Genomic DNA, 21,868 nt, shown 5'->3' on the forward strand with positions numbered 1-21,868 from the left:
GACGTCAGTATCTGCGGGTGCGGGGCCCGCGCGACCCGCGAATCCTGACGTCATGCCGGGCCGCGCCGGCGCCACCGCGCGGCTCAGGCCGAGCGGTGCGCCCAGTCGAGCAGGCGCTCGAGCGGCCAGGTGTTCACGATCCGCTCGGCGGGCACGCCGGCCCGCTCCGCACGGGCGGCCCCGAGCCCGAGGAACGCGAAGTGCCCCGGCGCGTGCGCGTCGCTGTCGATCGAGAACAGGCAGCCGGCGTCGAGCGCGAGCGCGATGAGTTCGTCCGGCGGATCCTCCCGCTCCGGGCGGGAGTTGATCTCGACGGCGACGCCGTGCTCGGCGCAGGCGGCGAAGACGGCGTGCGCGTCGAACTCGGACTGCGGCCGGGTGCCGCGCGAGCCGCGCACGAGCCGGCCGGTGCAATGGCCGAGCACGTTGAGCCGCGGATGCGCGATGGCGCGGAGCATCCGCGGGGTCATCTCCTCGGCGGGCATCCGCAGCTTCGAGTGCACGCTGCCGACGACGATGCCGAGCCGCGCGAGCAGCTCGTCGCGCTGATCGAGCTCGCCGCCGGTGAGGATGTCGACCTCGATGCCGGGGACGAGGCGGATGCCGAGGCCGCCGTCGCCCTCCCCGTGCCCCGTGTCGAGGGCCTCGACGAGGTCGAGCTGCGTCTCGAGGCGCTCGGCGCTCAGCCCGTTCGCCACGCGGAGGCTGGGGGAGTGGTCGGTGACGACGAGGTACTCGAGCCCCGCGTCGCGGGCCGCGGCGGCCATCACGGGCAGGCTCGTGGTGCCGTCGGACCAGTCGGTGTGGCTGTGCAGGTCGCCGCGGAGCTCGCGGCGCAGCGCGCTCTCCGACTCGCCGCCGCCGAGCTTGGCGCGCAGCTCGGCGAGGTAGTCGGGCACCCGCCCCTCGGCGGCCTCGGCGATGACCGTGTAGCTCGTGTCGCCGATGCCCTTCGTGCGGCGCAGGGAGCCGTCGGCGATGCGGCGGGCGAGCTCCTCGGCGTCGAGCCCGGCGATCGCGGCCGAGGCCCGGCGGAACGCCTTCGCCTTGAACGGGTTCGCCAGCTCCCGTTCGAGCAGCAGGGCGATCTCGTCGAGCGCGGCGGCGGCATCCATGCCCCCATCCTCGCGCGGCGGGAAAGGTGAGGCAATCCTAATCAAGAAATCTGGTCTGATCTGCGGAAAAACACCGCGCGATGCGTGGCGGGACCGCCGCCGCCGGAGTAGCATCGCCCGCAACGAGACGACGGAGGCCGACATGAGCATGACCCTCGACGAACTGCCCCGCGTCACCGAGTGTTCGGTGGCCGGCTGCTCCTACAACGATCACTCGCACTGCCACGCGGCGGCCGTCACCATCGGCGGCTCGGTCGGCGATGCCGAGTGCGCGACGTTCATCCCGCTGAGCGCGAAGGGCGGGCTCGACAAGGTCGTCACGCACGTCGGCGCCTGCCAGCGCGCGGAGTGCGTCCACAACGAGCAGCTCGAGTGCAGCGCCCCGGCCGTCCGCATCGGCGCCGGTGCCGACGACGCCGACTGCCTCACCTACGAGGTGCGCTGAGCGCCGATCCGCCCGCACCGCCACGAACCGCCCGCCCCGGTGATCCGTCCCGGGGCGGGCGTCGTCGTCCCGGGGCCGGCGCGGCGCCCGCGGCTACGCGATGCGGGTGCGCGGACCCTCGCTGAACTGGCACGAGGTGGCGTTCAGCCGCTCCTCGGGGTCGAGCCGGCCGAGCACGGCGCCGGCGATTTCGTAGAGCTGCTCGAGCTGGGTGGGGGTGAGTGCGTCGAGCACGTTCGCGCGCACGGTGCGCACGTGGCCGGGGGCGGCCTGCTCGAGCAGTGCGAGACCCGCCTCGGTGATCGTCGCGTTCGTCGCGCGACGGTCTTCGGGACAGGGGAAGCGGCGCACGAGCTCGCGCGCCTCGAGGCGGCGCATGACGTGCGAGAGCCGGGGGAGCGTCGCGTTCGTGAGCGAGGCGAGCGCCGTCATGCGCATGGTGCGCTCGGGGGCGCCGGCGAGCGACATGAGCGCGACGTACTCGAAGTGGGTGAGCCCGACGTCGGCGCCGAGCTGCGCGTCGAGCGCGGTCGGCAGGAGCTCGGCGACCGCGACGAGGCGCACCCAGGCGGCGGATTCCTCGGGCGAGAGCCAGGGGGTCGGGTCGGTCATGGGGCCAGTCTACCGCAATAGTTGACGCAACAACTGAATGAGCGTAGGGTGTTGGTTGTTAGAACAACTAATGGCGTCCGAGCGGCGCCCGGAAGGAACGGCAATGACCACGGTCAGCATCATCGGCAGCGGCAACATGGGCAGTGCGATCGGCGCGATCGTCGCCGCGGGCGGCAACTCGGTCGAGGTGGTCGGCCGCGAGGCGACCGCCATCACGGGCGAGATCGTCGTGCTCGCCGTGCCGTACCCCTCGCTCGCCGAGATCGTCGAGCGCCACCGCGACGCCCTCGCCGGCAAGATCGTCGTCGACCTCACGAACCCCCTCGACTTCTCGACCTTCGACCGCCTGGTCGTGCCGGCCGACGGCTCCGCCGCGGCCGAGCTCGCCGCCGCCCTGCCCGACTCGAAGGTGCTGAAAGCGTTCAACACGAACTTCGCCGCCACCCTCGCCTCGAAGACCGTCGGCGGCGCCGTGCCCACCACGGTGCTCATCGCGGGCGACGACGAGTCGGCGAAGGCCGCCCTCGCCGAGCTCGTGCGCGCCGGCGGCCTCGAGGCCGTCGACGCGGGCAGCCTCGCCCGGGCCCGCGAGCTCGAGGCGGTCGGCTTCCTCCAGCTCACCCTCGCGGTGCAGGAGCGCATCTCCTGGACGGCGGGCTTCGCCCTCGTCAAGTAAGCGGGGTCAGCCCCGCTCGCCGCGGAGGTACGCGAGCTGCGCACGGACGGATGCCTCGGCCGCCTGGCGGACCGAGGCATCCGTGTCGCGGTAGACGACGTCGGTGACCGCCTCCGCGGAGGCGTCGGCGCCGAGCGCGGCGAGGGCCGCGCGCACCTGGTCGAGCCGCTCGGCGCGGTGCGCGAGATACGCGTCGCAGATCGCCACGAGGTCCGGGAGCACCGGACCGTGCGCCGGCAGCGCCGGCACCGGGGCATCCGCCGCCCTCGCGAGCGAGCGCAGCCGCTCGAGCGAGTCGAGATAGGGGCCGAGCGCGCCGTCGGGATCGGCGATGATCGTCGTGCCGCGGCCGAGGATCGTGTCGCCCGTGAGCACGGCGGGCCCCGCCTCGCCGCGGACCAGGAAGCAGGCGGAGTCGGCCGTGTGGCCCGGCGTGTGCAGCACCTCGAGCGCGAGCCCCGCCGCCAGGATCGTCTCGCCGTCGACGAGCGGCCCTGCCCCGGCGCAGTAGGCGGGGTCGAACGCCCGCATCGGCGCGCCGACGAGCTCGGCGAAGCCCAGGGCGCCGGCGACGTGGTCGGCGTGGTGATGGGTGATGAGCACGAGCTCGACGGGGCCCGCCGCGGCGAGCCGGGCCAGGTGCGCCGGATCGTCGGGGCCGGGGTCGACGACCACGGCGCTCGGCGATCCCGGCGCGCGCAGTACGTAGGAGTTGGTGCCGTCGAGGGTCATCGGCCCGGGGTTCGGCGCGAGCACGATGGTCGCCTCGTCGCTCGCCCGCACGCCCTCGGTCCCGTTCCGCTCGCTCACGCAGGCAGTGTACCCGCGCGGCGTGCGGGCATAGGCTGTCGACATGGACGCCCTGAACGAGCAGGTGCCGGCCAGCACCGCTCCGCCCGAAGCACCGCCCGCTGCCGCCGTCCCGCCGGCCCCGACCCCGCCGGCCCCACCGCCGCCGGCTCTCGGCGCCGCCGCGACCGTCGTGCTGCTGCGCGACGGCGAGCTCGGCCTCGAGGTGCTCCTCGCCGAGCGCCCGCACGATCGCGGCTCGTTCCGCGGCGCCTGGGTGTTCCCCGGCGGCGCCGTCGACCCGGGCGACGCCCACGGGCAGGCCATCGACGACGTCGAGAGCGCGCGTCGCGCCGCCGTCCGCGAGACCCGCGAGGAGATCGGCATCGACGTCGACCCCGCCGAGCTCGTCGCGTTCTCGCATTGGGTGCCGCCGATGATCGCGCAGAAGCGGCTCGTCACGACCTTCTTCGCCGCCCGCATGCCCGACGGCGAGCTGCGACCCGCCCCGGACGAGCTCGTCGCCGTGGCCTGGATCCGGCCGGCCGAGGCGCTCGAGCGGCACGCCGCGGGCGCGATGACGCTCTGGCCGCCGACCTGGGTGACCCTGCACGGGCTCGCCGCCGAGGCCTCCGTCGACGCCGCCCTCGCGCGGTTCCGGCAGCGCGAGCTGCACCGCTTCGCCGGGCGCTTCGACGAGGCCGGCACGACGATCCTCTGGCAGGAGGATGCCGCGTACCTCGCCGCCGACGGCGCCGAGCACGGCGCGGGCCTCGACGGTCCGCGGCACCGCCTCGTCATGACCGGGCTGCCCTGGCAGTACCTCGCGGCGTTCTGAGATGAGCGACGTCACCGTCGTCGGCAGCGGGCCGAACGGGCTCGTGGCCGCCGTCATGGCCGCGCGGGCCGGGCTCGACGTGCTCGTGCTCGAGGCCGAGGACACCATCGGCGGCGCGACGCGCACCGCCGAGCTCACCCTGCCGGGGTTCCGCCACGACGTCGGCTCCGCGGTGCATCCCGCCGCGCTCGCCTCGCCGGTGCTGCGCGAGCTCGGGCTGCTCGGCGAGGCCGGGGCCGCGCGCGGCCTGCGCTGGATCGTGCCCGAGCTGTCCTACGCGCACCCGATGCCGGGCGGCGGGGCGGGGCTCGCCTGGCGGGACCTCGAGCGCACCGTCGCGGGGCTCGGCGCCGACGGCGGCGACTGGCGCCGCCTGGTCGGCCCGCTCGTCTCCCGCATCGAGGGCGTCGTCGACTTCACCGGCTCGCAGCTGCTCCGGATGCCGCGCGATCCCGTCGCCGCGCTGCGCTTCGGCGCCAGGGCCGTCGATCAGGGCACGAGCCTGTGGAGCTCCCGGTTCAGCGGGCCAGTGGCCCCGGCGCTGCTCACCGGGGTCATCGCGCACGCCGCCGGGCGCCTGCCGAACCTCGCCTCCGCGGGGGCCGGGCTGCTCCTCGCCGCGCACGGCCACGCCGCCGGCTGGGGCTTCCCCGAGGGCGGGGCGCAGCGCATCGCCGACGCGCTCGCCGCCGAGCTGCGCCGGCTCGGCGGGCGCATCGAGACCGGGGTCCGGGTGCGCGAGCTCGCCGAGGTGCGCGGGAGCCGCGCGGTGCTCCTCGACACCGGGCCCGCGCTGCTGCGCACCGCCCGGCTGCCGCGGCGCTACGTGCGGGCGCTCGACCGCTTCCGCCCAGGCAGCGGCGTCGCCAAGGTGGATTTCGCGCTCGATGGACCGGTGCCCTGGGCGGCGGCCGAGGTCGGCCTCACCCCGACCGTGCACCTCGGCGGCACGCGCAGCGAGGTCGCCGCCGCCGAGAACGCCGTCGCCGCCGGGCGTCAGCCGGGCACCGACGGGGCGCCGAGGCATCCGTTCGTCCTCGTCACCCAGCCGAGCGTGCTCGACGCGAGCCGCGCGCCCGCCGGCAAGCACGTGCTCTGGGCCTACACGCATGTGCCCGCCGGGTCGACCTTCGACGCGAGCGAGCTCATCACCGCGGAGGTGGAGCGCTTCGCGCCGGGGTTCCGCGACCTCGTGCTCGCCGCCACCGCGAGCTCCGCGGTCGAGCTCGAACGCGGCAACGCGAACCTCGTCGGCGGCGACCTGGGCGGCGGGGCGACGACGCTCGCGCAGCTCGTGAAGCGCCCGGTCGTCTCGCGCACGCCCTGGCGCACCCCCGTCGAGGGCGTGTACCTCTGCTCGGCGTCGACGCCGCCGGGGCCCGCGGTGCACGGCATGAACGGCTGGTACGCCGCGCGGCTCGCGCTGCGCGAGCGCTTCGGCATCCGCCTGCCCGAGCTGCGGGCGTAGCGGGCCGCGGGCGCGCCCGCCGCCGCGCGCCTCAGCCGGCGGCGGACGGCTCGCTCGGGGCGAGCTCGACATCCTCCACGCGCGCCTGCGGCATCACCAGCGCCGCGACGATCGTCGCCGCCGCGGCGACGATCACCGCGACGAACACCGCGGTCGCGGCGCCCTGCATCGCCACGGGGGAGTGGTCGCCGAGCCCGGAGCGCTCGATCACGCCGTTCGCGACGGCGCCGAAGACGGCGACGCCGACCGCGCTGCCGACCGAGCGGAGGAACATGTTCGCGCCCGTCACCACGCCGCGCTCCGACCACGGCACGGAGGACTGCGCCGCGATGAGCGTCGGCGAGGCGACGAGGCCGAGGCCGAGGCCGACGATGAAGCAGGCGAGGGCCGCCGTCCACGGGTTCGGCACGAAAGACGCCGCGATGAGCGCCGCCGAGCCGGCGATCGCGATCGCGAGGCCGATGAGCGCCGTGGTGCGGAAGCCGAGCCGCAGGTACAGCCGCCCCGACTGCGACGCCGAGATCGGCCAGCCGAGCGTGAGCGCCGCGACCGCGAGGCCGGCGACGAGCGGACTCGACCCCGCCGACACCTCGAGGAACGTCGGCACGTAGGAGGTCAGCCCGATGAGCACGGCGCCGACGCCGAGCGAGATCAGCGAGGTCGTGACGATGAGCCGGCGGGAGAACACCCAGAGCGGCAGCACGGGCTCCTTCGCCCGCAGCTCGATGAACACGAACGCCACGATGAGGGCCGCGCCGACGCCGAAGGCGCCGAGCGACTGCCAGGACAGCCACGACCAGGCCTGGCCGCCCTCGAGCACCGCGAGGATGAGCAGCGTGAGCCCGAGGGTGAGCACGATGGAACCGCTCACGTCGATCGTGTGCTTCTCGCGGCCGAGCGACTCGTGGTAGCGGCGCCACAGCACCACGGCGGCGATGACGCACAGCGGGATGTTGATGAAGAAGATCCAGCGCCAGTCGAGGTACCCCGCGAACAGCCCGCCGAGCGTCGGCCCGATCACCGAGGACGCCGCCCAGACGCTCGCGATGTAGCCCTGCACCCTGGCCCGCTCGCGCACGGTGTAGATGTCGCCGGTGATGGTGATCGAGACCGGCATCACCGCGCCCGCGCCGAGGCCCTGCACCGCGCGGAAGACGATGAGCGAGGTCATGTCCCAGGCGAAGCCGCAGAGCACCGAGCCGAGGAGGAACAGCCCGATGCCGACGAGCATGATCGGCTTGCGGCCCACCGTGTCGGCGAGCTTCGCGTACACCGGCACCGAGACGGCCTGGGCGAGCAGGTAGACGGAGAAGAGCCACGGGAACTGCGCGAAGCCGCCGAGGTCGCGCACGATCGACGGCACCGCGGTCGCGAGGATCGTCGAGTCGATGGCGATGAGCCCCGTCGCGAGCATGAGCGCGATGAGCACCGGCCCTCGCTCGGAACGGAATCCGACGGCGGTCTCTGCGGTCACGGTGCTCCTTCCGGCGGGCGCGCGTCGCCCATGGGCGCGTCTTCCCACTTGAGGTCAACGCGGTCGCCGCCCGTTCATTCCGAGCACAGGAGATCCGGCCTGTCAACTCGCCGTGGGGGACCTTCCGCGACGTGCCGGGCGCGGCTACGGTCGGAGCATGCGGATCCCGTCGAAGTCCCGATCGGCCTCCGGCCCGGCGAAGGCCGAGGCCACCGTGCGCGACGCCACGAGCAAGCCCGACGTCGTCGAACTGCCGTCGTTCCGCGTCAACGCGTTCCGGATCGGCTTCACCGCGACCCTGGGCGTGCTCGTCGCGCTCGCGCTCGGCGGCATCGTCGGACAGCTCTCGACCGTCATCCTGTACGTGGCGCTCGCGCTCTTCCTGGCGCTCGGCCTGGACCCGGTGGTCAGCTGGATGCAGCGGCGGGGCCTGCCCCGCTGGGCCGCCATCCTGATCGTGTTCGCCGTCGTGATCGGACTCTTCGTCGGCCTGATCGCGACGATCGTGCCGATCGTCATCACCGAGAGCACCCGCATCGTCAACGACTGGGACCGCATCGTCGTCGCCGTGCGCGAGAGCCAGCTCGTCAGCTGGATCAACGGGCTCACGGGCGGCGACTCGATCGACCAGGCCATCCAGGCCATCGGCGACTGGCTGAGCGACCCCGCGCACATCGGCTCGCTCGGCGGCGGCCTCCTCGCGGTCGGCGCGGGCATCGCCGGCGGCTTCACGGGCGCGACGATCGTGCTCATCCTCACCCTCTACTTCCTCGCCTCGCTGCGCTCGATGAAGCGCGCCTCGGCCCGCTTCGTGCCGGCCAGCTCGCGCCGTGGCTACCTCGACGTCGCCGGCGACATCACCGGCGCCGTCGGCCGCTACGTGATCGGCCAGGTCACGCTCGGCGCCGTGAACGGCGTGCTCAGCCTCATCTACCTCACGATCATCGGGGCGCCGGCGCCGATCCTGCTCGCCTTCGTCGCGTTCCTCTGCTCGCTCGTGCCCCTCATCGGCACGCTCACGGGCGCGGTGATCATCTCCCTCGTGTCGTTCGCGGCCTCGCCCGTGACGGCGCTCGCCGCGGCGATCTACTACCTCGTGTACATGCAGGTCGAGGCGTACGTCATCAGCCCGCGCATCATGAACAAGGCGGTCGCGGTGCCCGGCGCCCTCGTCGTCATCGCGGCGGTCGCGGGCGGCACGCTCGGCGGTGTGCTGGGCGCCCTCGTCGCGATCCCGGTCGCGGCGTCGATCATCATCATCCTCGAGAAGGTCGTCTTCCCCCGCCAGGACGCCCGCTGAGGCGGGCCCGGCCGGGCGGTTCGCCGCCCTGGACGGATGCCGCGGAGTTGCGGCACCGCGACCAGCTGGCGTTCGCGACGGCGGCCGTGTGCGCCGTCGCCGCGGCGCTGATCTGGTGGCTCTGGGTCGCGCCGATCGTGCAGTCCGTGGCCGCAGCCGAGCCGCACCGGCTCGGCGAACCGGTCGCGGTGCAGCTCTCCGCGGGCGAGCGCGCCGGCGTGTGGGCGAGCGGGATCGCCGCGAACCTCGGCACCGTCGAGTGCCGTGCGTCGGGACCGGGCGGCGGGGAGCTCACGCTGCGCTCCGGCCCCTCGCTCGACTGGGACGACACGCTCTGGTGGATGACGCCGAAGCCCGGCTTCGCCCAGGTGCTGCAGTTCACGGCCGAGCGGGCGGGCGTTCATACCGTCTCCTGCCGGGACGCGCTCGACACCTACGACGCCGAGGTGCTCGTCGCGGGCGACGCGTTCGGCAGCGGCAGCCTCGGCCTCGGGGCGGGCGGCGCGAGCCGCTTCCCGATCGGCAGCGTGCTCGCCTTCGGCGCCGTCGTGTTCCCAGGGGTCGCGGTGCTGATCCCGATCGTCATCGGGCTGCGCCGCTGGGTCGGCCGGATGCGGGACCGCGGCCGCCGGCGCTCCTCGTGGGGCGGCGTCAGAACCAGATGCTGAGGCGGGGCGCGCGGTTCGTCGCGAACAGCCGGTCGGCGACCGCGAGCGAGCCGGGGCCGGTCTCCTCGACCCGGCCGGCACGGGCCAGCAGGCTCGCCCTGGCGTCGCCCAGGTACATGGCGGCGAGCGCGTCGACGCCGAGGCGGAGGCCGTGCGCGGGCTTCGAACGGCGGGTCGGCGCCGTCGTCGCGCGGCTCGCCGACGAGGCATCCGCCCCGCCGTCGAGGCGCTGCACCTCGGCCACCCCGCGCGCGGAGACCTCGAGCGCGTAGCGGCCGGCCGCGTGCCCCAGCGGGTCGTCGAGCTCGAGCACGAGCGAGCCCGGGCCCTCGTAGCGGCGCGCCTCGAGCGCGGCGACGGGGTCGAGGATGCGCAGCCAGAGGTGGTCGCCGACGGTCGTCGTGATCGCCCGCTGGTCGGCGAGCAGCCAGCGCAGCGGCTCGTCGACGGAGCGGAGGCGGGCCCGCACGGTCGACACGAAGTCCTGCTCGAGCAGGAAGCGCCACAGCGCCGCCTCGGCGTCGTCGCTCGCGGCGGCCAGGAAGTCGAACTCGAGGACGCCCGCGCCCATGCCGTCGCGGGTGATGCGGTACGAGACGAAGCCCTGCGCCTGGCCGCGCTCGTCGTCGTAGCGGGCGACGCGCGTCGCCCGGGCCGTCTCGCCGTCGGGGTCCTCGAGCCCGAGCACCCGGTCGACGAGCGCCGGCCAGCGGTCGATCTCGCCGGGCGTGCGGGCGACCTGGCGGCGCACGATCTGTCCGGCGGTGCGGCGGAAGGCCGCGGCATCCGTCACGAAGCGCACCCGGCCCGGCGCCTCGGCGCCGGCCCACTCGACCCGGCGCCGGTCGATCTCGAGGGTCGCCGCGCGCGCGGCGGGCGCGTAGCCGTAGCGGCCGTAGAGCGTCGCCTCGGTGGCGGTGAGCATCGCGACGGCGGCGCCCGCGGTGACGGCGTTCGCGAGCTCGGCCTGCATCATCGCCCTGGCGATGCCGCGGCGGCGGTGGGTCGGGGCGACGGTCACGCCCGCGACGGCCCAGCCGTCGACGCTGCGGCCGCCGGGGACGCTGAGGCCGGTCGGCCAGCTCGCGACCGTCGCGACGGGCGTGGCGTCGTCGAGCGCGGGGTCGTAGACGCCCTGCACCCGGCGCTCCTGCAGCAGTGCGCCCTCGCGCTCGAGGGTCTCGGGCGTCGGCCGGGGGTGGTGGAAGCCGCGGTGCTCGGCCGCCGACCAGGCGGCGAGCGCCTCGCGATCGTCGGGGGAGAGCACTCGGTAGTCGAGGCCGAGGCCGCCGAGACGGGCGGCGGTGGCGGGGTCTGCGGGGAAGGCGCGGAAGTCACTCGACACGCCCGCCACCCTACCCACCCCGCCTGAGCGCCCGCTCCGCCCGCCGCTCGATGCGCTACCATGGATCTTCTCGAATCGATTCGATACCGAGGCCGCCATCGGCGGCCCGGCGACGGGCGCTCGACCCGTGCGCGATTCGAGCCCGGATCCGGCACGCCGGACCCGACCCAGGCGGGCCCGCCCGACCCGCCCGGCCAGCACCGCCGATCCACCGCCGCCCGCGCCCCGCCGCCGCATCCGTCCAAGGAGCCCATGTCCACCGCCTCCATCCCGATCATCCGCCCCGACGACACCGGCTCGGTCTCGGCCGTCAGCGCGCACCCCGGCGATCGGCTCAGCCGCCGCCAGCGGCTCGTCTACGTGCTCGTGCTCGGCGCGCTCACCGCGCTCGGGCCGTTCACCGTCGACCTCTACCTGCCCGCGTTCCCCGTGCTGCAGTCCGAGCTCGGCGTCGGCGCGGCCGCGGTGCAGCTGACCCTCACGGGCACGATGATCGGCTTCGGCTTCGGGCAGCTCATCGTCGGGCCGTGGAGCGACAAGGTCGGCCGGCGGCTGCCGCTCATCCTCTCGACGCTGCTGCACATCGCGGCCTCGCTCGGCGCCGCGTTCGCGCCCGACATCACCTGGCTCGCGGTCTTCCGCCTGCTGCAGGGCTTCGGGGCGGCGGCCGGCGGCGTCGTCGCGATGGCGATGGTGCGCGACCTCTTCGGCGGCAAGCCGCTCGTGCGCATGCTCTCGCGCCTCGCGCTCGTGAACGGGCTCGCCCCGGTGCTCGCGCCCGTCATCGGCTCGCAGCTGCTGCAGGTGATGGACTGGCGCGGCGTCTTCTGGGTGCTCGCGGCGTACGGGGTCGTCGTCGTGCTCTGCGTCTCCTTCCTCATCGTCGAGACGCTGCCGAAGCAGCGCCGGCACGCCGCCGGGCACTCGACGATGCGCGAGCGCTACCGCGCCCTGTTCCGCGACCGGGTGTACCTCGGCGCGGCGCTCGTCGGCGGCATGGTGTTCACGGGGCTGTTCGGCTACCTCTCGACGTCCTCGTTCCTGTTCCAGGAGGTGCACGGCTTCACGGCGCAGCAGTACGGGCTGCTCTTCGGCGTGAACTCGGTCGGCATCATCATCGGCGTGCAGACGAGCTCGCGGCTCATGCGCGGCCGGGTGCAGCCGCAGTGGATCCTCGCGGTGACGACGCTCGTGCTGCTCGGCTCGGCCGTCGCGATCGCGGTGCTCGACCTCACCGGCGCCGGCCTCTGGGGCACGATCGTGCCGCTGTTCCTGTTCATCATGGCCTGCGGCTTCTCGTTCCCGGCGGTGCAGATCCTCGCGCTCGCCTCCCACGGCAACGAGGCGGGCACGGCGGCGTCGCTGCTCGGCGCGCTGAACTTCGGGCTCGCCGGACTCATCTCGCCGCTCATCGGCCTGATGGGCGTCGGCAGCGCCGTGCCGATGGCGATCGTGATGACCGCGGCGGCCCTGGTCGCGATCGTCGCGCTGTGGGCGCTCGTGCGCCCGCGCAGCGTGCCGCCGCTCGGCGACTGAGCCCGGGCGGCTAGCGTGGGCGCATGGCCCACGACGAGTCGAGCGACCCCGCAACGCCCGCGCCGGCGGATCCGCCTACCACGGCGGACGGCGCGGACGCCCCGGCCGCCCGCCGCCTGCACCGACGGGTCATCGTCGCGGCGGGCGTCGGCGTGCTCTTCGTGGCGCTGCTGCTCGGCGGCCTGATCGCGGTGCGCAACGGGGTCATCGGTCTCGACGAGGGCTGGGCCGGCGAGGTGATCGAGCTGCGCGGCGCGTTCGGCGACGCGGTCGCGTTCACCATGAACCGCCTCGGCGGCGGGGCGATCGGGGTCTTCGTCGTGCCCCTCGGCGGCGCGATCGTGCTGCTGCTCTGCCGTCGCCCCTGGGGCGCCGCGTTCTTCATCCTCGCCTCGGCCGCGAGCGCGGGCGTCGTGCAGCTGCTGAAGCACCTCTTCGGCCGGGCCCGCCCCGAGGACATGCTGGTCACGAGCGACTTCGGTTCATTCCCCTCGGGGCATGTGGCGAACGCCGCGACGATCGCCGTGGTCGTCGGCATCATCGCGCCGCGGGTGTGGGTCTGGGCGCTCGGCGTCGCGTACACGCTCCTGATGGCGTTCACCCGCACCTACCTCGGCGTGCACTGGCTCACCGACACCATCGCGGGCGCGCTCGTCGGCGTCGGGGTCGCGCTCGTGGTGTGGGCGATCCTCGCCCGCCCGCTCGAGGAGGAGCGGCAGCGCTGGCACCGCAGGCGGGATGCCTCGGCCGGCACCGCCCCGACAGCTCAGGCGGGGTGATCGCCGCCGGCGAGCTGGTCGAGCACGTGGTCGAGCACCTCGTCGAGGAGCTCGAGCCCGTCGCGCACGCCGCCCGATGAGCCGGGCAGATTCACCACGAGCGCCCCGGCGGCGATGCCCGCGCGGCCGCGGCTGAGCAGCGCCGTCGGAGTGGTGGCGGCGCCGCGGCGGCGGAGCTCCTCGGCGAACCCGGTCAGCTCGCGGTCGAGCACGGCGGCGGTCGCCTCGGGCACGGTGTCGCCCGGGGCGATGCCCGTGCCGCCGGTGGAGACGACGAGGGCCGGGCTCGTCGCGAGCGCCGTGTCGAGGGCGATCGCGAAGTCGGGGCCGTCGGCGACGACGATCGGGCCCTCGACGGCGAAGCCGCGTTCGCGCAGCCAGTCGGCGATCACCGGGCCGGTGCGGTCCTCGTACACGCCGGCCGCGGCCCTGGTGGACGAGACGATGACGACCGCGTGCGCGCCGTGCCGAGTGCCCGCGCTCACGCGCGGTTCCACTCGCCGCGCTTGCCGCCCGACTTGGCGAGCACGCAGACGTCGGTGATGACCGCCTCGTGGTCGACGGCCTTGATCATGTCGTAGAGCGTGAGGGCCGCGACGCTCGCGGCCGTGAGGGCCTCCATCTCGACGCCGGTCACGCCGTTCGTCGTCGCCGTCGCGACGACGCGCACGCGGTCGCCGGCCGGTTCGAAGTCGACGGCGAGCTTCGTGAGGGGCAGCGGGTGGCACAGCGGGATGAGGCTCGAGGTCTGCTTCGCGGCCATGATGCCGGCGATGCGCGCGGTGCCGAGCGCCTCGCCCTTCGGCAGGGTGCCGTCGGCCACGCGGGCGACGACGTCCTCGCGGGTGACGAGCACCGCCTGCGCGCTCGCCGTGCGCCGGGTGACGGCCTTGTCGGTCACGTCCACCATGTGCGCCGAGCCGTCGGCGCGCAGGTGGGTGAGGCCGGTCGCGGACTCGTCAGTCATCGATCCTCCAGATGTCGACGGGGGCGCCGGCCGGGAGCCGATCGACGCCGACGGGCAGGTGCACGAGCACGGTCGCCTGAGCGTAGGCGTGCAGCAGATGGGAGCTCGGCGCGCCGACCTCGACGGCGCCGTCGCCGTCGAGGACGCCGCGGCGCACCTGGTGCTTGCCGAGCGGGGACACCACCTCGTGGGCGAGCGGGAGGGTCGCCCGGTGCCGGTCGGGGGCGAGCCCCTCGAGTCGGCGCAGCACGGGGCGCAGGAAGAGCTCGAAGGAGACGAGCGCGCTCACCGGGTTGCCCGGGAACGCGACGACCGGGAGGGCCGCGCCGTCGTCGAAGCGCGCCAGTCCGAGGCCCTGCGGGCCGCCGGGCTGGATCGCGACCTTCTCGAAGGCGACGCCGAGCGGGGCGAGCGCCTCGCGCACGACCTCGAAGGCGCCCTCGCTCACGCCGCCGCTCGTGACGACGAGGTCGACGCGGTCCGCCGCGGCGGCGATGGCCTGGCGCAGGGACGCCGCGTCGTCGGGGGAGACCGCTTCGACCACCTCGGCGCCGCAGCCGCGCAGGGCAGCGCCGAGCATCGCCGAGTTGGCGTCGTGGATCTGCCCCGGCCGGAGCTCGGCCGCGGGGGGCCGCAGCTCGTGCCCGGTCGAGACGAGCAGCACGCGGAGCCGCCGCCGCACCGGGAACGCCGTCATGCCCGCGGCTGCGAGCGCCCCGAGCTGCGCCGGACCGAGCCGGGTGCCGGCGGCGAGCAGGAGCGCGCCCGCGGCGATGTCGCTGCCCGCCCGGCGGATGAAGGCGCCGGGCTCGACGGGAGCGGCGAAGCCGACCGTCTCCTGCACGGGCGAGTCGTGGCGGGCGCCCGAGATGCCGATGAACGCGGGGGGATCGGCCGCCTCGATGGGCACGACCGCGTCCGCGCCGCGGGGGATCGGCGCACCCGTCATCACGGGCGAGGCGGTGCCGGGGGCGAGCTCGAAGACGTGGTCGCCCGCGGCGCTCGTCGGCCCGATCGGGAGCCGCACGGGGGAGTCCGGGGCGGCGCCGGCGAGCTCGGCGGCGCGGAGGGCGTAGCCGTCCATCTGCGAGTTGTCGAAGCCGGGCAGCTCGATCGGGCAGACGACGTCGGCGGCGAGCACGCGACCGAGCACGTCGCCCCCGGAGAGGCTCGCGTCCTCGGCGTCGAGGGCGGACTCGAGCGGGGCGAGCAGCTCGGTGACCGCACGACGGTGTTCGGCGTAGCTGCGCATGCGTTCAGCCTAAACGGCGGATGCCTGAGAGAGCCTGTGCCCGCGGGAGCCCGTGCGCTCAGCCGCCGGCGAACGGCGGCAGGAGGTCGACCGCGGCGCCGATGGGCGTGGCCGGGTCGCGGCGCACGGTGCCGTCGACGAGGAAGGATCCGTTGCGGAGCACCCGCCGCATGGGCTCGCCGTAGCGCTCGGCGAGCAGCTCGCGGAGCGCGCCGACGGTGGCCTCGCCGAGCTCCAGGCGCTCCTCCTCGCGACCCGCGGCGTCGGCGGCGGCCGCGAAGTAGCGCACGGTCACGACGGTCATGGGCTCGATGCTACCCGACGGCGGAATCCGGCATCCGCCACGCGGAAAAGCTCCGCGAGTACACTGACCGGATGACCCAGCCGCTCGTCGCGCCAGGCGCGCCGCTCAGCGCCGAGCGCGTGAGCCGGCACAGCCGTCAGCTCATGCTGCCCGGCTACGGCGAGGACGCGCAACGCCGGCTCGCCGCCGCCCGCGTGCTCGTGATCGGCGCCGGCGGCCTCGGCAGCGCCGTCGTGCCCGCGCTCGCCGGGTCGGGCATCGGCACGATCGGCATCGCCGACGACGACGACGTCGAGCTCAGCAACCTGCCGAGGCAGCTCAGCCACGGCGTCGCCGACCTCGGCCGCCCGAAGGTCGACTCGCTCGCCGACACGGTCGCGGCGATCGACCCGGAGTGCCGGGTGGTGCGGCACCGGGTGCGGCTGACGGCGGCGAACCTGCCCGGCATCCTCGCCGACTACGACCTCGTCGTCGACGGCAGTGACAACTTCCCCACCCGCTACCTCGCGAACGACGCCGCGCACCTCGCGGGGGTGCCGCTCGTGTGGGGCGCGATCCTGCGCTTCCAGGGCCAGCTCGGCGTCGCCTGGCGGGACCACGGGCCGGGCTACCGCGATCTGTTCCCGACGCCGCCCGCGCCCGGCGAGGTGCCCTCCTGCGAGCTCGGCGGCGTGCTGCCCACGCTCTGCCTCACGATCGGCGCGATGCTCGCGAGCGAGGTCGTGAAGCTCGTCACGGGGATCGGCGAGCCGCTGCTCGGACGGGTGCTGAGCTACGACGCGCTGAGCGGGCGCAGCCGCGAGATCGCCTACGGGGCCGACCCCGACGCCGCCGAGATCACGGGGCTCGTCGACTACGAGCGCTTCTGCGGGCTGCCTCCTCGCGAGGCATCCGCGGATGCCGCGGCCGCGGCGATCTCGGCCGCGGAGCTCCTGCGCCGGCTGCGCGCCGGCGAGGCGCTGCGCCTGCTCGACGTGCGCGAGCCCGGCGAAGCCGAACTGCGGCGGATCGCCGGCAGCGAGCTCGTGCCGCTCGGGGAACTGCTCGGCGGCGCGGAGCCCGCGGCCGCGCCGGGCCCGCTCGTCGTGTACTGCGAGCTCGGCATGCGCTCGGCCAGGGCCGCCGCGGCGCTCACCGCCCGCGGGCACGCCGACGTCGTCTCGCTCGACGGCGGCCTCGACCGCTTCGCCGCGCTCGGCGCGGAGTACCTCAGCCGATGACCCACTCCGACCCGATGAACCGCAGCGGAAGCGAGCCAGCGATGCCCCGATCCGAGCCCACCGAGCCCGACCCCACCGTGCCCGACCTCACCGAGCTCTACGCCGTCGTCTCCGAGGACCCGCTCGACGCGGACGCGGTGCGCCGGGCGGTCGAGCACGACGCCTCGGGCGCGGTCGTCGTGTTCCACGGCGTCGTGCGCGACCACGACGGCGGGCGGGCCGTGCGGGCCCTCGACTACCGCGGCCACCCCGAGGCCGAGCGCTTCCTCGCCGACTGCGTGCGCCGCATTCGCGAGGAGACGGGCTTCGCGGTCGCCGCGGCCCACCGCGTCGGCGATCTCGCGATCGGCGACGTCGCGCTCGTCGCGGCGGCCGGCGCCGGACACCGGGCGCAGGCCTTCGACGCGTGCGAGCGGCTCGTCGAGCTGGTGAAGCAGGAGGTGCCGATCTGGAAGCGGCAGCACTTCGACGACGGCGTCTCGGAGTGGGTCGGCCTCTAGCAGCGCCCCGGCGATCGGGGCGCCGCCGCCTCAGCCGCCGATGTAGCTCATCTCGATCTTCGGCCGGGCGGCCCGCAGCTCGGGGGTGAGCGTCGCCCGCAGTTCGGAGTAGCGGTCGTCGCGCGCACCCCAGATCGCCGCCATGGCCCGGGCGAGCTCGGCGTCGTCGGCGCCGCCGCGGAGGATCGCCCGCAGGTCGTGGCCCTCGCTCGCGAAGAGGCAGGTGAAGAGCCGGCCCTCGGTCGAGATCCTGGCGCGGTTGCAGGTGCCGCAGAACGCGTTCGTCACGCTCGAGATGACGCCGATCTCGCCCTCGCCGTCGGCGTAGCGCCAGCGCGCCGCGGTCTCGCCGGGGGCGGAACGCCCGATGGGCACGAGCGGCAGCTCGGCGCCGATGCGCTCCACGATCTCGGCGGAGGGGACGACCTCGGCGAGGTCCCAGCCGTTCGAGGTGCCGACGTCCATGTACTCGATGAAGCGCAGCGTGTAGGGCGTGCCCTTGAAGTGCCGGGCCATGGCGACCACCTCGTCGTCGTTCAGCCCGCGCTTGACGACCATGTTCAGCTTGATCGGGCCGAGCCCCGCCTCGTGCGCGGCGTCGATGCCGGCGAGCACCCGCGCCACCGGGAAGCGCACGTCGTTCATCTCCTGGAACTTGGCGTCGTCGAGCGAGTCCAGCGAGACGGTGACCCGGGTGAGCCCGGCGTCCCGGAGGGCCCGGGCCTTCACCGCGAGGGCGGCGCCGTTCGTGGTGAGGGCGAGCTCGAGCGGACGCCCGTCGGGGGTGCGCAGCTCGGCGAGCCGGGCCACGAGCTCCTCGACGCCGCGGCGCAGCAGCGGCTCGCCGCCGGTGAGCCGCAGCTTCTCGACGCCGTGCGCGGCGGCCACCCGGGCGATCCGCACGATCTCGTCGAAGCTCAGCAGCTCGTCGCGGTCGAGGAAGGCGTAGTCGCGGCCGAACACGGCCTTCGGCATGCAGTAGACGCAGCGGAAGTTGCAGCGATCGGTGATCGAGATGCGCAGGTCCCGCATGGGGCGGCCGAGCCGATCGGGCAGCTCGCCGGAGGCCGGCAGCCGCCTGGCTCCGCCCCTCCCGGCTCGCGCCGGCGTCGTGATCGTCATCGTCACCCCCTCGTGGGCGTCTACCGTAACACCGCCCCGGGAGGGCGCCGTCAGTCGAGCGGGCGCAGCGACACGTCGGCGGCCTCGATCCGGAAGGCGAGGGCCGCGCCCGCTTCGAGGTCGAGCGCGACGGCCGCGGCGGTCGGCACGTCGACGGCGACACCGGGGTGTTCGGCGGTGACGATGCGCACGCCGCCGCCCGTGGGTTCGAGGCTCGCGACGGTGCCGGACCAGTGGTTCGCTTCGGCGTCCCCGCCCGTCGCAGCAGCCGCGCCCGGCGCGACGTGCACCGCGCCGGGCGCGAACACGGCGGAGGCGCGCGCGCCGGGCACGAGCCCGGCCGGCTCCGCCGCGCGCAGCACGAGGCCGTCGCTCGCCCGCACCGTCGCCGCGTCGAGCGCGACGCCCTCGACGAGGTCCACCCCGGCGAGGGCGGCGATGAACGGCGTGCGGGGGTGCCCGAGCACGCGCGCGATCGGCCCCTCGTCGACGAGGCGGCCGGCCTGGAGGATCGCCGCACGTCCGGCGAGCACGAGCGCGTCGAGCGGGTCGTGGGTGACGAGCAGCATGGGGATGCCGAGGGCCGCCCGATGCTCGCGGACGAGCCGCCGCATGCCCGCCGCCGCCTCGACGTCGAGCGCCGCGAACGGCTCGTCGAGGAGCAGCGCCGCCGGCTTCGCCGCGAGCGTGCGGGCGAGCGCGACGCGCTGCTGCTGCCCGCCGGAGAGCTCGGCCGGCCGGCGGCGCTCGAAGCCGGCGAGGCCGACTCGCTCGAGCCAGGCGGCGGCCTCGGCGCGCGACTCCCGGCGGCCGGCGCCCTGCGCCCGCGGTCCGAAGGCGACGTTCTCGAGCGCGCTGAGGTGCGGGAACAGCAGCGCCTGCTGGCCGAGCAGGCCGACGCGGCGAGCCGCGAGCGGGACCTCGCGCGCGCCGGCGCCGCCGAGGAGGCGGCCGCCGATGCGGACCTCGCCCCGGTCGAGGGGCACGTGCCCCGCGATCGCGCCGAGCAGCGTCGACTTGCCGGAACCGTTCGGCCCGAGCACGGCGAGCACCTCGTCGGGGCCGACCGCGACAGCGGCGTCGAGCCGGAAGCCGCCCCGCTCGACCTCGAGCTCGGCGACGAGTCCGGTGCCGGCGGCCGGCCGGTCCGAGGCATCCGTCCGCCGCTCCGGTGCGGCGCTCATCGCGGGGCGTCCGCTCGCCAGCCGCGCATCAGCACGAGCACCGCGATCGCCACGGCGATGAGCATGAGCGACAGCGCGATCGCGGTGTCCTCGCTGACCCCGGCGCCGTTGAAGGCGGTGTAGATCGCGAGCGGCATCGTTCGCGTCGTGCCGGCGGCGTTGCCCGCGAACAGCGCGGTCGCGCCGAACTCGCCGAGCGCCCGGGCGAAGCAGAGCACGGCGCCGGCGAGGAGGCCGGGGGCGACGAGCGGCAGGGTGATCCGGCGGAAGACGGTGAAGCGGCCGGCGCCGAGGCCGGCGGCGACGCCCTCGAAGCGGGTGCCTGCGGTGCGCAGCGCGCCCTCGACGGAGATCACGAGGAAGGGCAGGGCGACGAAGACCTGGGCGATGACGACGGCGGCGGTCGTGAAGGGGATGCGGATGCCCCAGACGGCGAGCACCTCGCCGAAGAGCCCGGTGCGGCCGAGGAGGGCGAGCAGGGCGATGCCGCCGACGAGCGGCGGCAGCACGAGGGGGAGCGTCACGAGGGTGCGGAGCGCCGCGGCAACTCCGGGCCGGCTCCTGGCGATCACGAGGGCGAGCGGAACGCCGAGCACGATGCACGCGAGCGTCGCCCAGCTCGCGGTCGCGAGGGAGAGCCCGAGCGCTTGCAGCGCCGCGGGGGAGGTGATGGCGGCCGGCACACCCGCCCAGTCGAGCCGCACGAGCAGCGCCGCGAGCGGCAGCAGCAGCACGGCGGCGCCGAGGCCGGCCGGCAGGTAGAGCCAGCCGGGGAAGCGCCCCGCGGCGGCGGTGCCGTCGCGGGGCGCGTGCGCGACTCGGGTCACGGCGCTCCGAAGCCGAAGGAGGCGAGCACCTGCTGCCCGGCCTTCGAGGTGACGAAGGCGACGAAGGCGGCGGCCGCCTCCGGGTTGGGTGCGGCGGTGAGTGCGGTGAGCGGGTAGACGTTGGTGGCGTCGGCGGCGTTCGCGATCCGCACGCCCTCGACCGCGTCGCCCGCGGCCTCGACGTCGGTCACGTAGACGAGCCCCGCGTCGGCCTCGCCGGACTTCACCTTGGTGAGCACAGCGGTGACGTTCTGCTCCTCGCTCGCGGGGGTCAGCGTGAGGCCGGCGGCCTGGATGAGCGTCTGCGAGGCGGCGCCGCAGGGCACCTCGGGCGCGCAGAGCACGACCGTCGCGGGGCGGCCGTCGGCCGTCGTCGTGGCGCCGTCGGCGAGGGCGTCGAGGCCGTCCACGCCGAGCGGGTTGCCGGGGGCGACCGCGATCTGGAGCACGTTGGTGGCGAAGTCGTCGGCGGACTCGGCGAGGCCGGCGTCGAGCACCTTCGTCATGTTCTTCTCGTCGGCCGAGGCGAAGACGTCGGCGGGCGCGCCCTCGATGAGCTGCGTGGCGAGCACGGAGGAGCCGTCGTAGGTGATGGGCACGACGTCGAGGCCGGGGTGCTCGGCCTCGAACTGCGCGGCGAGCTCGTCGAAGGCGCCGCTCAGCGAGGCGGCCGCGTAGATCGTGAGCTCGCCCGTGAGCGCCTGCTCCCCGGCCCCCGCACTCGCGGTCGGGCTCGCGGCGGTCGGGGCGCCGCTCGCGCAGCCGGCGAGGAGGGCCGCCGCGGCGACGGCGACGCCGGCTCGAGCGAGGCGCGAGCGGCGGGCGGGGAGGGTGCTGCGGGTGCTACGGGACGTGCGGTGCTGCAGGGTCACGACGAGGGATCCTCTTCCGTCTCGATGATGACCGTGGTCGCCTTGACCACGGCCACGCCGCGCGAACCGATCTCGAGCTCCATCTCGCGGGCGGCCTCGGCCGACATGAGGGAGACGACCCGGTTGGGGCCGCACTGCAGCTCGACCTGGGCCATGAGCCCGGCGATCTCGACCTTGGTGACGAGACCGACGAAGCGGTTGCGGGCGCTGCGGCGCACATGGGACCGGTCGGTGATGGTCGCCGCGACGGCCTGCGCCCTCGCGGCGAGCTCGCGACCGGGCACGACCTGGCGGCCGGCGTCGTCCTTCGAGACGCTCAGCAGGCCGTCCTGCACCCATCGCCGAACGGTGTCGTCGCTCACGCCGAGGAGATCGGCGGCCTCACTGATCCGATATTGCGCCATAACAGTGACCATAGTTCCGTATCTGCGGATATGCAATCAAGTTTTCCGTATTTCAGAATCAAACTTCCAAAAACGTGTAGACCGGGGCAGGGGTGGCTGTTAGCCTCGACCAGTCGCCGGGCCCGCCACGAAGCCGCCCGGTGCCAAAGCCCAGCAGACCCGAACGGATCG

At 75.0% G+C, this 21,868-nt stretch carries 24 protein-coding genes; 10 read left to right on the forward strand and 14 right to left on the reverse strand.

Going from position 1 to position 21,868, the window contains the following annotated elements:
* Positions 1 to 83: 83 nt before the first annotated feature.
* Positions 84 to 1,115 (reverse strand): PHP domain-containing protein, encoded by a 1,032-nt coding sequence (locus IEY71_RS13725; protein WP_189085868.1) that lies wholly within the window; start codon positions 1,113 to 1,115, stop codon positions 84 to 86.
* A gap of 142 nt (positions 1,116 to 1,257) precedes the next feature.
* Here IEY71_RS13725 and IEY71_RS13730 point away from each other — a divergent pair, with 142 nt between their 5' ends.
* Complete coding sequence (locus tag IEY71_RS13730; RefSeq protein ID WP_189085869.1) at positions 1,258 to 1,560, forward strand: DUF1540 domain-containing protein; 303 nt, start codon at positions 1,258 to 1,260, stop codon at positions 1,558 to 1,560.
* 93 nt (positions 1,561 to 1,653) lie between these two features.
* Here the strand turns inward: IEY71_RS13730 and IEY71_RS13735 are convergent, their stop codons facing one another.
* On the reverse strand, positions 1,654 to 2,172 hold the full coding sequence (locus IEY71_RS13735; protein ID WP_189085870.1) for a MarR family winged helix-turn-helix transcriptional regulator: 519 nt from the start codon (positions 2,170 to 2,172) through the stop codon (positions 1,654 to 1,656).
* Positions 2,173 to 2,275: 103 nt separating this feature from the next.
* Between IEY71_RS13735 and IEY71_RS13740 the strand changes: the two genes are divergently transcribed.
* The gene (locus tag IEY71_RS13740; protein WP_189085871.1) at positions 2,276 to 2,848 is read left to right on the forward strand and encodes an NADPH-dependent F420 reductase; all 573 of its coding nucleotides are present in this window, start codon (positions 2,276 to 2,278) and stop codon (positions 2,846 to 2,848) included.
* Between the two features lie 6 nt (positions 2,849 to 2,854).
* On the opposite strand, the gene IEY71_RS13745 is transcribed toward IEY71_RS13740, so the two are convergent.
* The gene (locus tag IEY71_RS13745; RefSeq protein WP_373292267.1) at positions 2,855 to 3,658 is read right to left on the reverse strand and encodes an MBL fold metallo-hydrolase; all 804 of its coding nucleotides are present in this window, start codon (positions 3,656 to 3,658) and stop codon (positions 2,855 to 2,857) included.
* Positions 3,659 to 3,701: 43 nt separating this feature from the next.
* On the opposite strand from IEY71_RS13745, the gene IEY71_RS13750 reads away from it, so the two are divergent.
* Positions 3,702 to 4,475, forward strand: coding sequence for an NUDIX hydrolase (locus IEY71_RS13750; protein WP_189085873.1), 774 nt, complete (start codon positions 3,702 to 3,704; stop codon positions 4,473 to 4,475).
* 1 nt (position 4,476) lies between these two features.
* Positions 4,477 to 5,943, forward strand: coding sequence for a phytoene desaturase family protein (locus tag IEY71_RS13755; RefSeq protein ID WP_189085874.1), 1,467 nt, complete (start codon positions 4,477 to 4,479; stop codon positions 5,941 to 5,943).
* Between the two features lie 31 nt (positions 5,944 to 5,974).
* Here the strand turns inward: IEY71_RS13755 and IEY71_RS13760 are convergent, their stop codons facing one another.
* A complete protein-coding gene (locus IEY71_RS13760; protein WP_373292268.1) occupies positions 5,975 to 7,417 on the reverse strand; it encodes an MDR family MFS transporter in 1,443 nt (480 codons plus the stop codon).
* A 157-nt stretch (positions 7,418 to 7,574) separates the two neighbouring features.
* Between IEY71_RS13760 and IEY71_RS13765 the strand changes: the two genes are divergently transcribed.
* Positions 7,575 to 8,717, forward strand: a complete 1,143-nt coding sequence (locus IEY71_RS13765) for an AI-2E family transporter (protein WP_189085875.1) — start codon at positions 7,575 to 7,577, stop codon at positions 8,715 to 8,717.
* 47 nt (positions 8,718 to 8,764) lie between these two features.
* Positions 8,765 to 9,385 (forward strand): hypothetical protein, encoded by a 621-nt coding sequence (locus tag IEY71_RS13770; RefSeq protein WP_189085876.1) that lies wholly within the window; start codon positions 8,765 to 8,767, stop codon positions 9,383 to 9,385.
* Here IEY71_RS13770 and IEY71_RS13775 read toward each other — a convergent pair.
* Positions 9,369 to 10,730, reverse strand: a complete 1,362-nt coding sequence (locus IEY71_RS13775; RefSeq protein ID WP_189085877.1) for a GNAT family N-acetyltransferase — start codon at positions 10,728 to 10,730, stop codon at positions 9,369 to 9,371. The two genes, IEY71_RS13770 and IEY71_RS13775, sit on opposite strands and share 17 nt — an antisense overlap.
* A gap of 252 nt (positions 10,731 to 10,982) precedes the next feature.
* Between IEY71_RS13775 and IEY71_RS13780 the strand changes: the two genes are divergently transcribed.
* Together IEY71_RS13780 and IEY71_RS13785 are read left to right on the forward strand one after the other, a co-directional pair.
* Positions 10,983 to 12,266 (forward strand): multidrug effflux MFS transporter, encoded by a 1,284-nt coding sequence (locus tag IEY71_RS13780; protein WP_189085878.1) that lies wholly within the window; start codon positions 10,983 to 10,985, stop codon positions 12,264 to 12,266.
* A 23-nt stretch (positions 12,267 to 12,289) separates the two neighbouring features.
* Positions 12,290 to 13,045, forward strand: a complete 756-nt coding sequence (locus IEY71_RS13785; RefSeq protein WP_189085879.1) for a phosphatase PAP2 family protein — start codon at positions 12,290 to 12,292, stop codon at positions 13,043 to 13,045.
* Here the strand turns inward: IEY71_RS13785 and IEY71_RS13790 are convergent.
* Genes IEY71_RS13790 through IEY71_RS13805 form a run of 4 tightly spaced genes read right to left on the reverse strand, consistent with a single transcriptional unit; the run spans position 13,033 to position 15,568 of the window.
* Positions 13,033 to 13,530: a MogA/MoaB family molybdenum cofactor biosynthesis protein gene (locus IEY71_RS13790; RefSeq protein ID WP_189085880.1), complete on the reverse strand. Its 498-nt coding sequence runs from the start codon at positions 13,528 to 13,530 to the stop codon at positions 13,033 to 13,035. The genes IEY71_RS13785 and IEY71_RS13790 overlap by 13 nt on opposite strands.
* A complete protein-coding gene (moaC, locus tag IEY71_RS13795) occupies positions 13,527 to 14,012 on the reverse strand; it encodes a cyclic pyranopterin monophosphate synthase MoaC (RefSeq protein WP_189085881.1) in 486 nt (161 codons plus the stop codon). Before moaC ends, IEY71_RS13790 begins: the two co-directional genes overlap by 4 nt.
* The gene (locus IEY71_RS13800; protein WP_189085882.1) at positions 14,005 to 15,264 is read right to left on the reverse strand and encodes a molybdopterin molybdotransferase MoeA; all 1,260 of its coding nucleotides are present in this window, start codon (positions 15,262 to 15,264) and stop codon (positions 14,005 to 14,007) included. The genes moaC and IEY71_RS13800 overlap by 8 nt, the downstream gene beginning before the upstream one ends.
* A gap of 58 nt (positions 15,265 to 15,322) precedes the next feature.
* Entirely contained in the window at positions 15,323 to 15,568 is a 246-nt protein-coding gene (locus tag IEY71_RS13805) for a MoaD/ThiS family protein (protein ID WP_189085883.1), read from the reverse strand.
* 71 nt (positions 15,569 to 15,639) lie between these two features.
* On the opposite strand from IEY71_RS13805, the gene IEY71_RS13810 reads away from it, so the two are divergent.
* Positions 15,640 to 16,788: a ThiF family adenylyltransferase gene (locus IEY71_RS13810; RefSeq protein ID WP_189085884.1), complete on the forward strand. Its 1,149-nt coding sequence runs from the start codon at positions 15,640 to 15,642 to the stop codon at positions 16,786 to 16,788.
* 41 nt (positions 16,789 to 16,829) lie between these two features.
* Positions 16,830 to 17,288, forward strand: coding sequence for a molybdenum cofactor biosynthesis protein MoaE (locus tag IEY71_RS13815; protein WP_189085885.1), 459 nt, complete (start codon positions 16,830 to 16,832; stop codon positions 17,286 to 17,288).
* Between the two features lie 30 nt (positions 17,289 to 17,318).
* On the opposite strand, the gene moaA is transcribed toward IEY71_RS13815, so the two are convergent.
* Genes moaA through IEY71_RS13840 form a run of 5 tightly spaced genes read right to left on the reverse strand, consistent with a single transcriptional unit; the run spans position 17,319 to position 21,697 of the window.
* Complete coding sequence (gene moaA, locus IEY71_RS13820; protein WP_189085886.1) at positions 17,319 to 18,410, reverse strand: GTP 3',8-cyclase MoaA; 1,092 nt, start codon at positions 18,408 to 18,410, stop codon at positions 17,319 to 17,321.
* A 50-nt stretch (positions 18,411 to 18,460) separates the two neighbouring features.
* A complete protein-coding gene (locus tag IEY71_RS13825) occupies positions 18,461 to 19,594 on the reverse strand; it encodes an ABC transporter ATP-binding protein (protein ID WP_189085887.1) in 1,134 nt (377 codons plus the stop codon).
* Positions 19,591 to 20,421 (reverse strand): ABC transporter permease, encoded by an 831-nt coding sequence (locus tag IEY71_RS13830; RefSeq protein WP_189085888.1) that lies wholly within the window; start codon positions 20,419 to 20,421, stop codon positions 19,591 to 19,593. The genes IEY71_RS13825 and IEY71_RS13830 overlap by 4 nt, the downstream gene beginning before the upstream one ends.
* Positions 20,418 to 21,293 carry a molybdate ABC transporter substrate-binding protein gene (modA, locus tag IEY71_RS13835; protein ID WP_308426155.1) on the reverse strand — a complete coding sequence of 292 codons (876 nt, stop codon included), beginning with the start codon at positions 21,291 to 21,293 and terminating at the stop codon, positions 20,418 to 20,420. Before modA ends, IEY71_RS13830 begins: the two co-directional genes overlap by 4 nt.
* Positions 21,290 to 21,697 (reverse strand): TOBE domain-containing protein, encoded by a 408-nt coding sequence (locus IEY71_RS13840; protein WP_189085889.1) that lies wholly within the window; start codon positions 21,695 to 21,697, stop codon positions 21,290 to 21,292. Before IEY71_RS13840 ends, modA begins: the two co-directional genes overlap by 4 nt.
* Positions 21,698 to 21,868 lie beyond the last annotated feature (171 nt).

It is taken from the genome of Agromyces mediolanus (assembly GCF_014648575.1).
GTDB classification, from domain to species: domain Bacteria; phylum Actinomycetota; class Actinomycetes; order Actinomycetales; family Microbacteriaceae; genus Agromyces; species Agromyces mediolanus.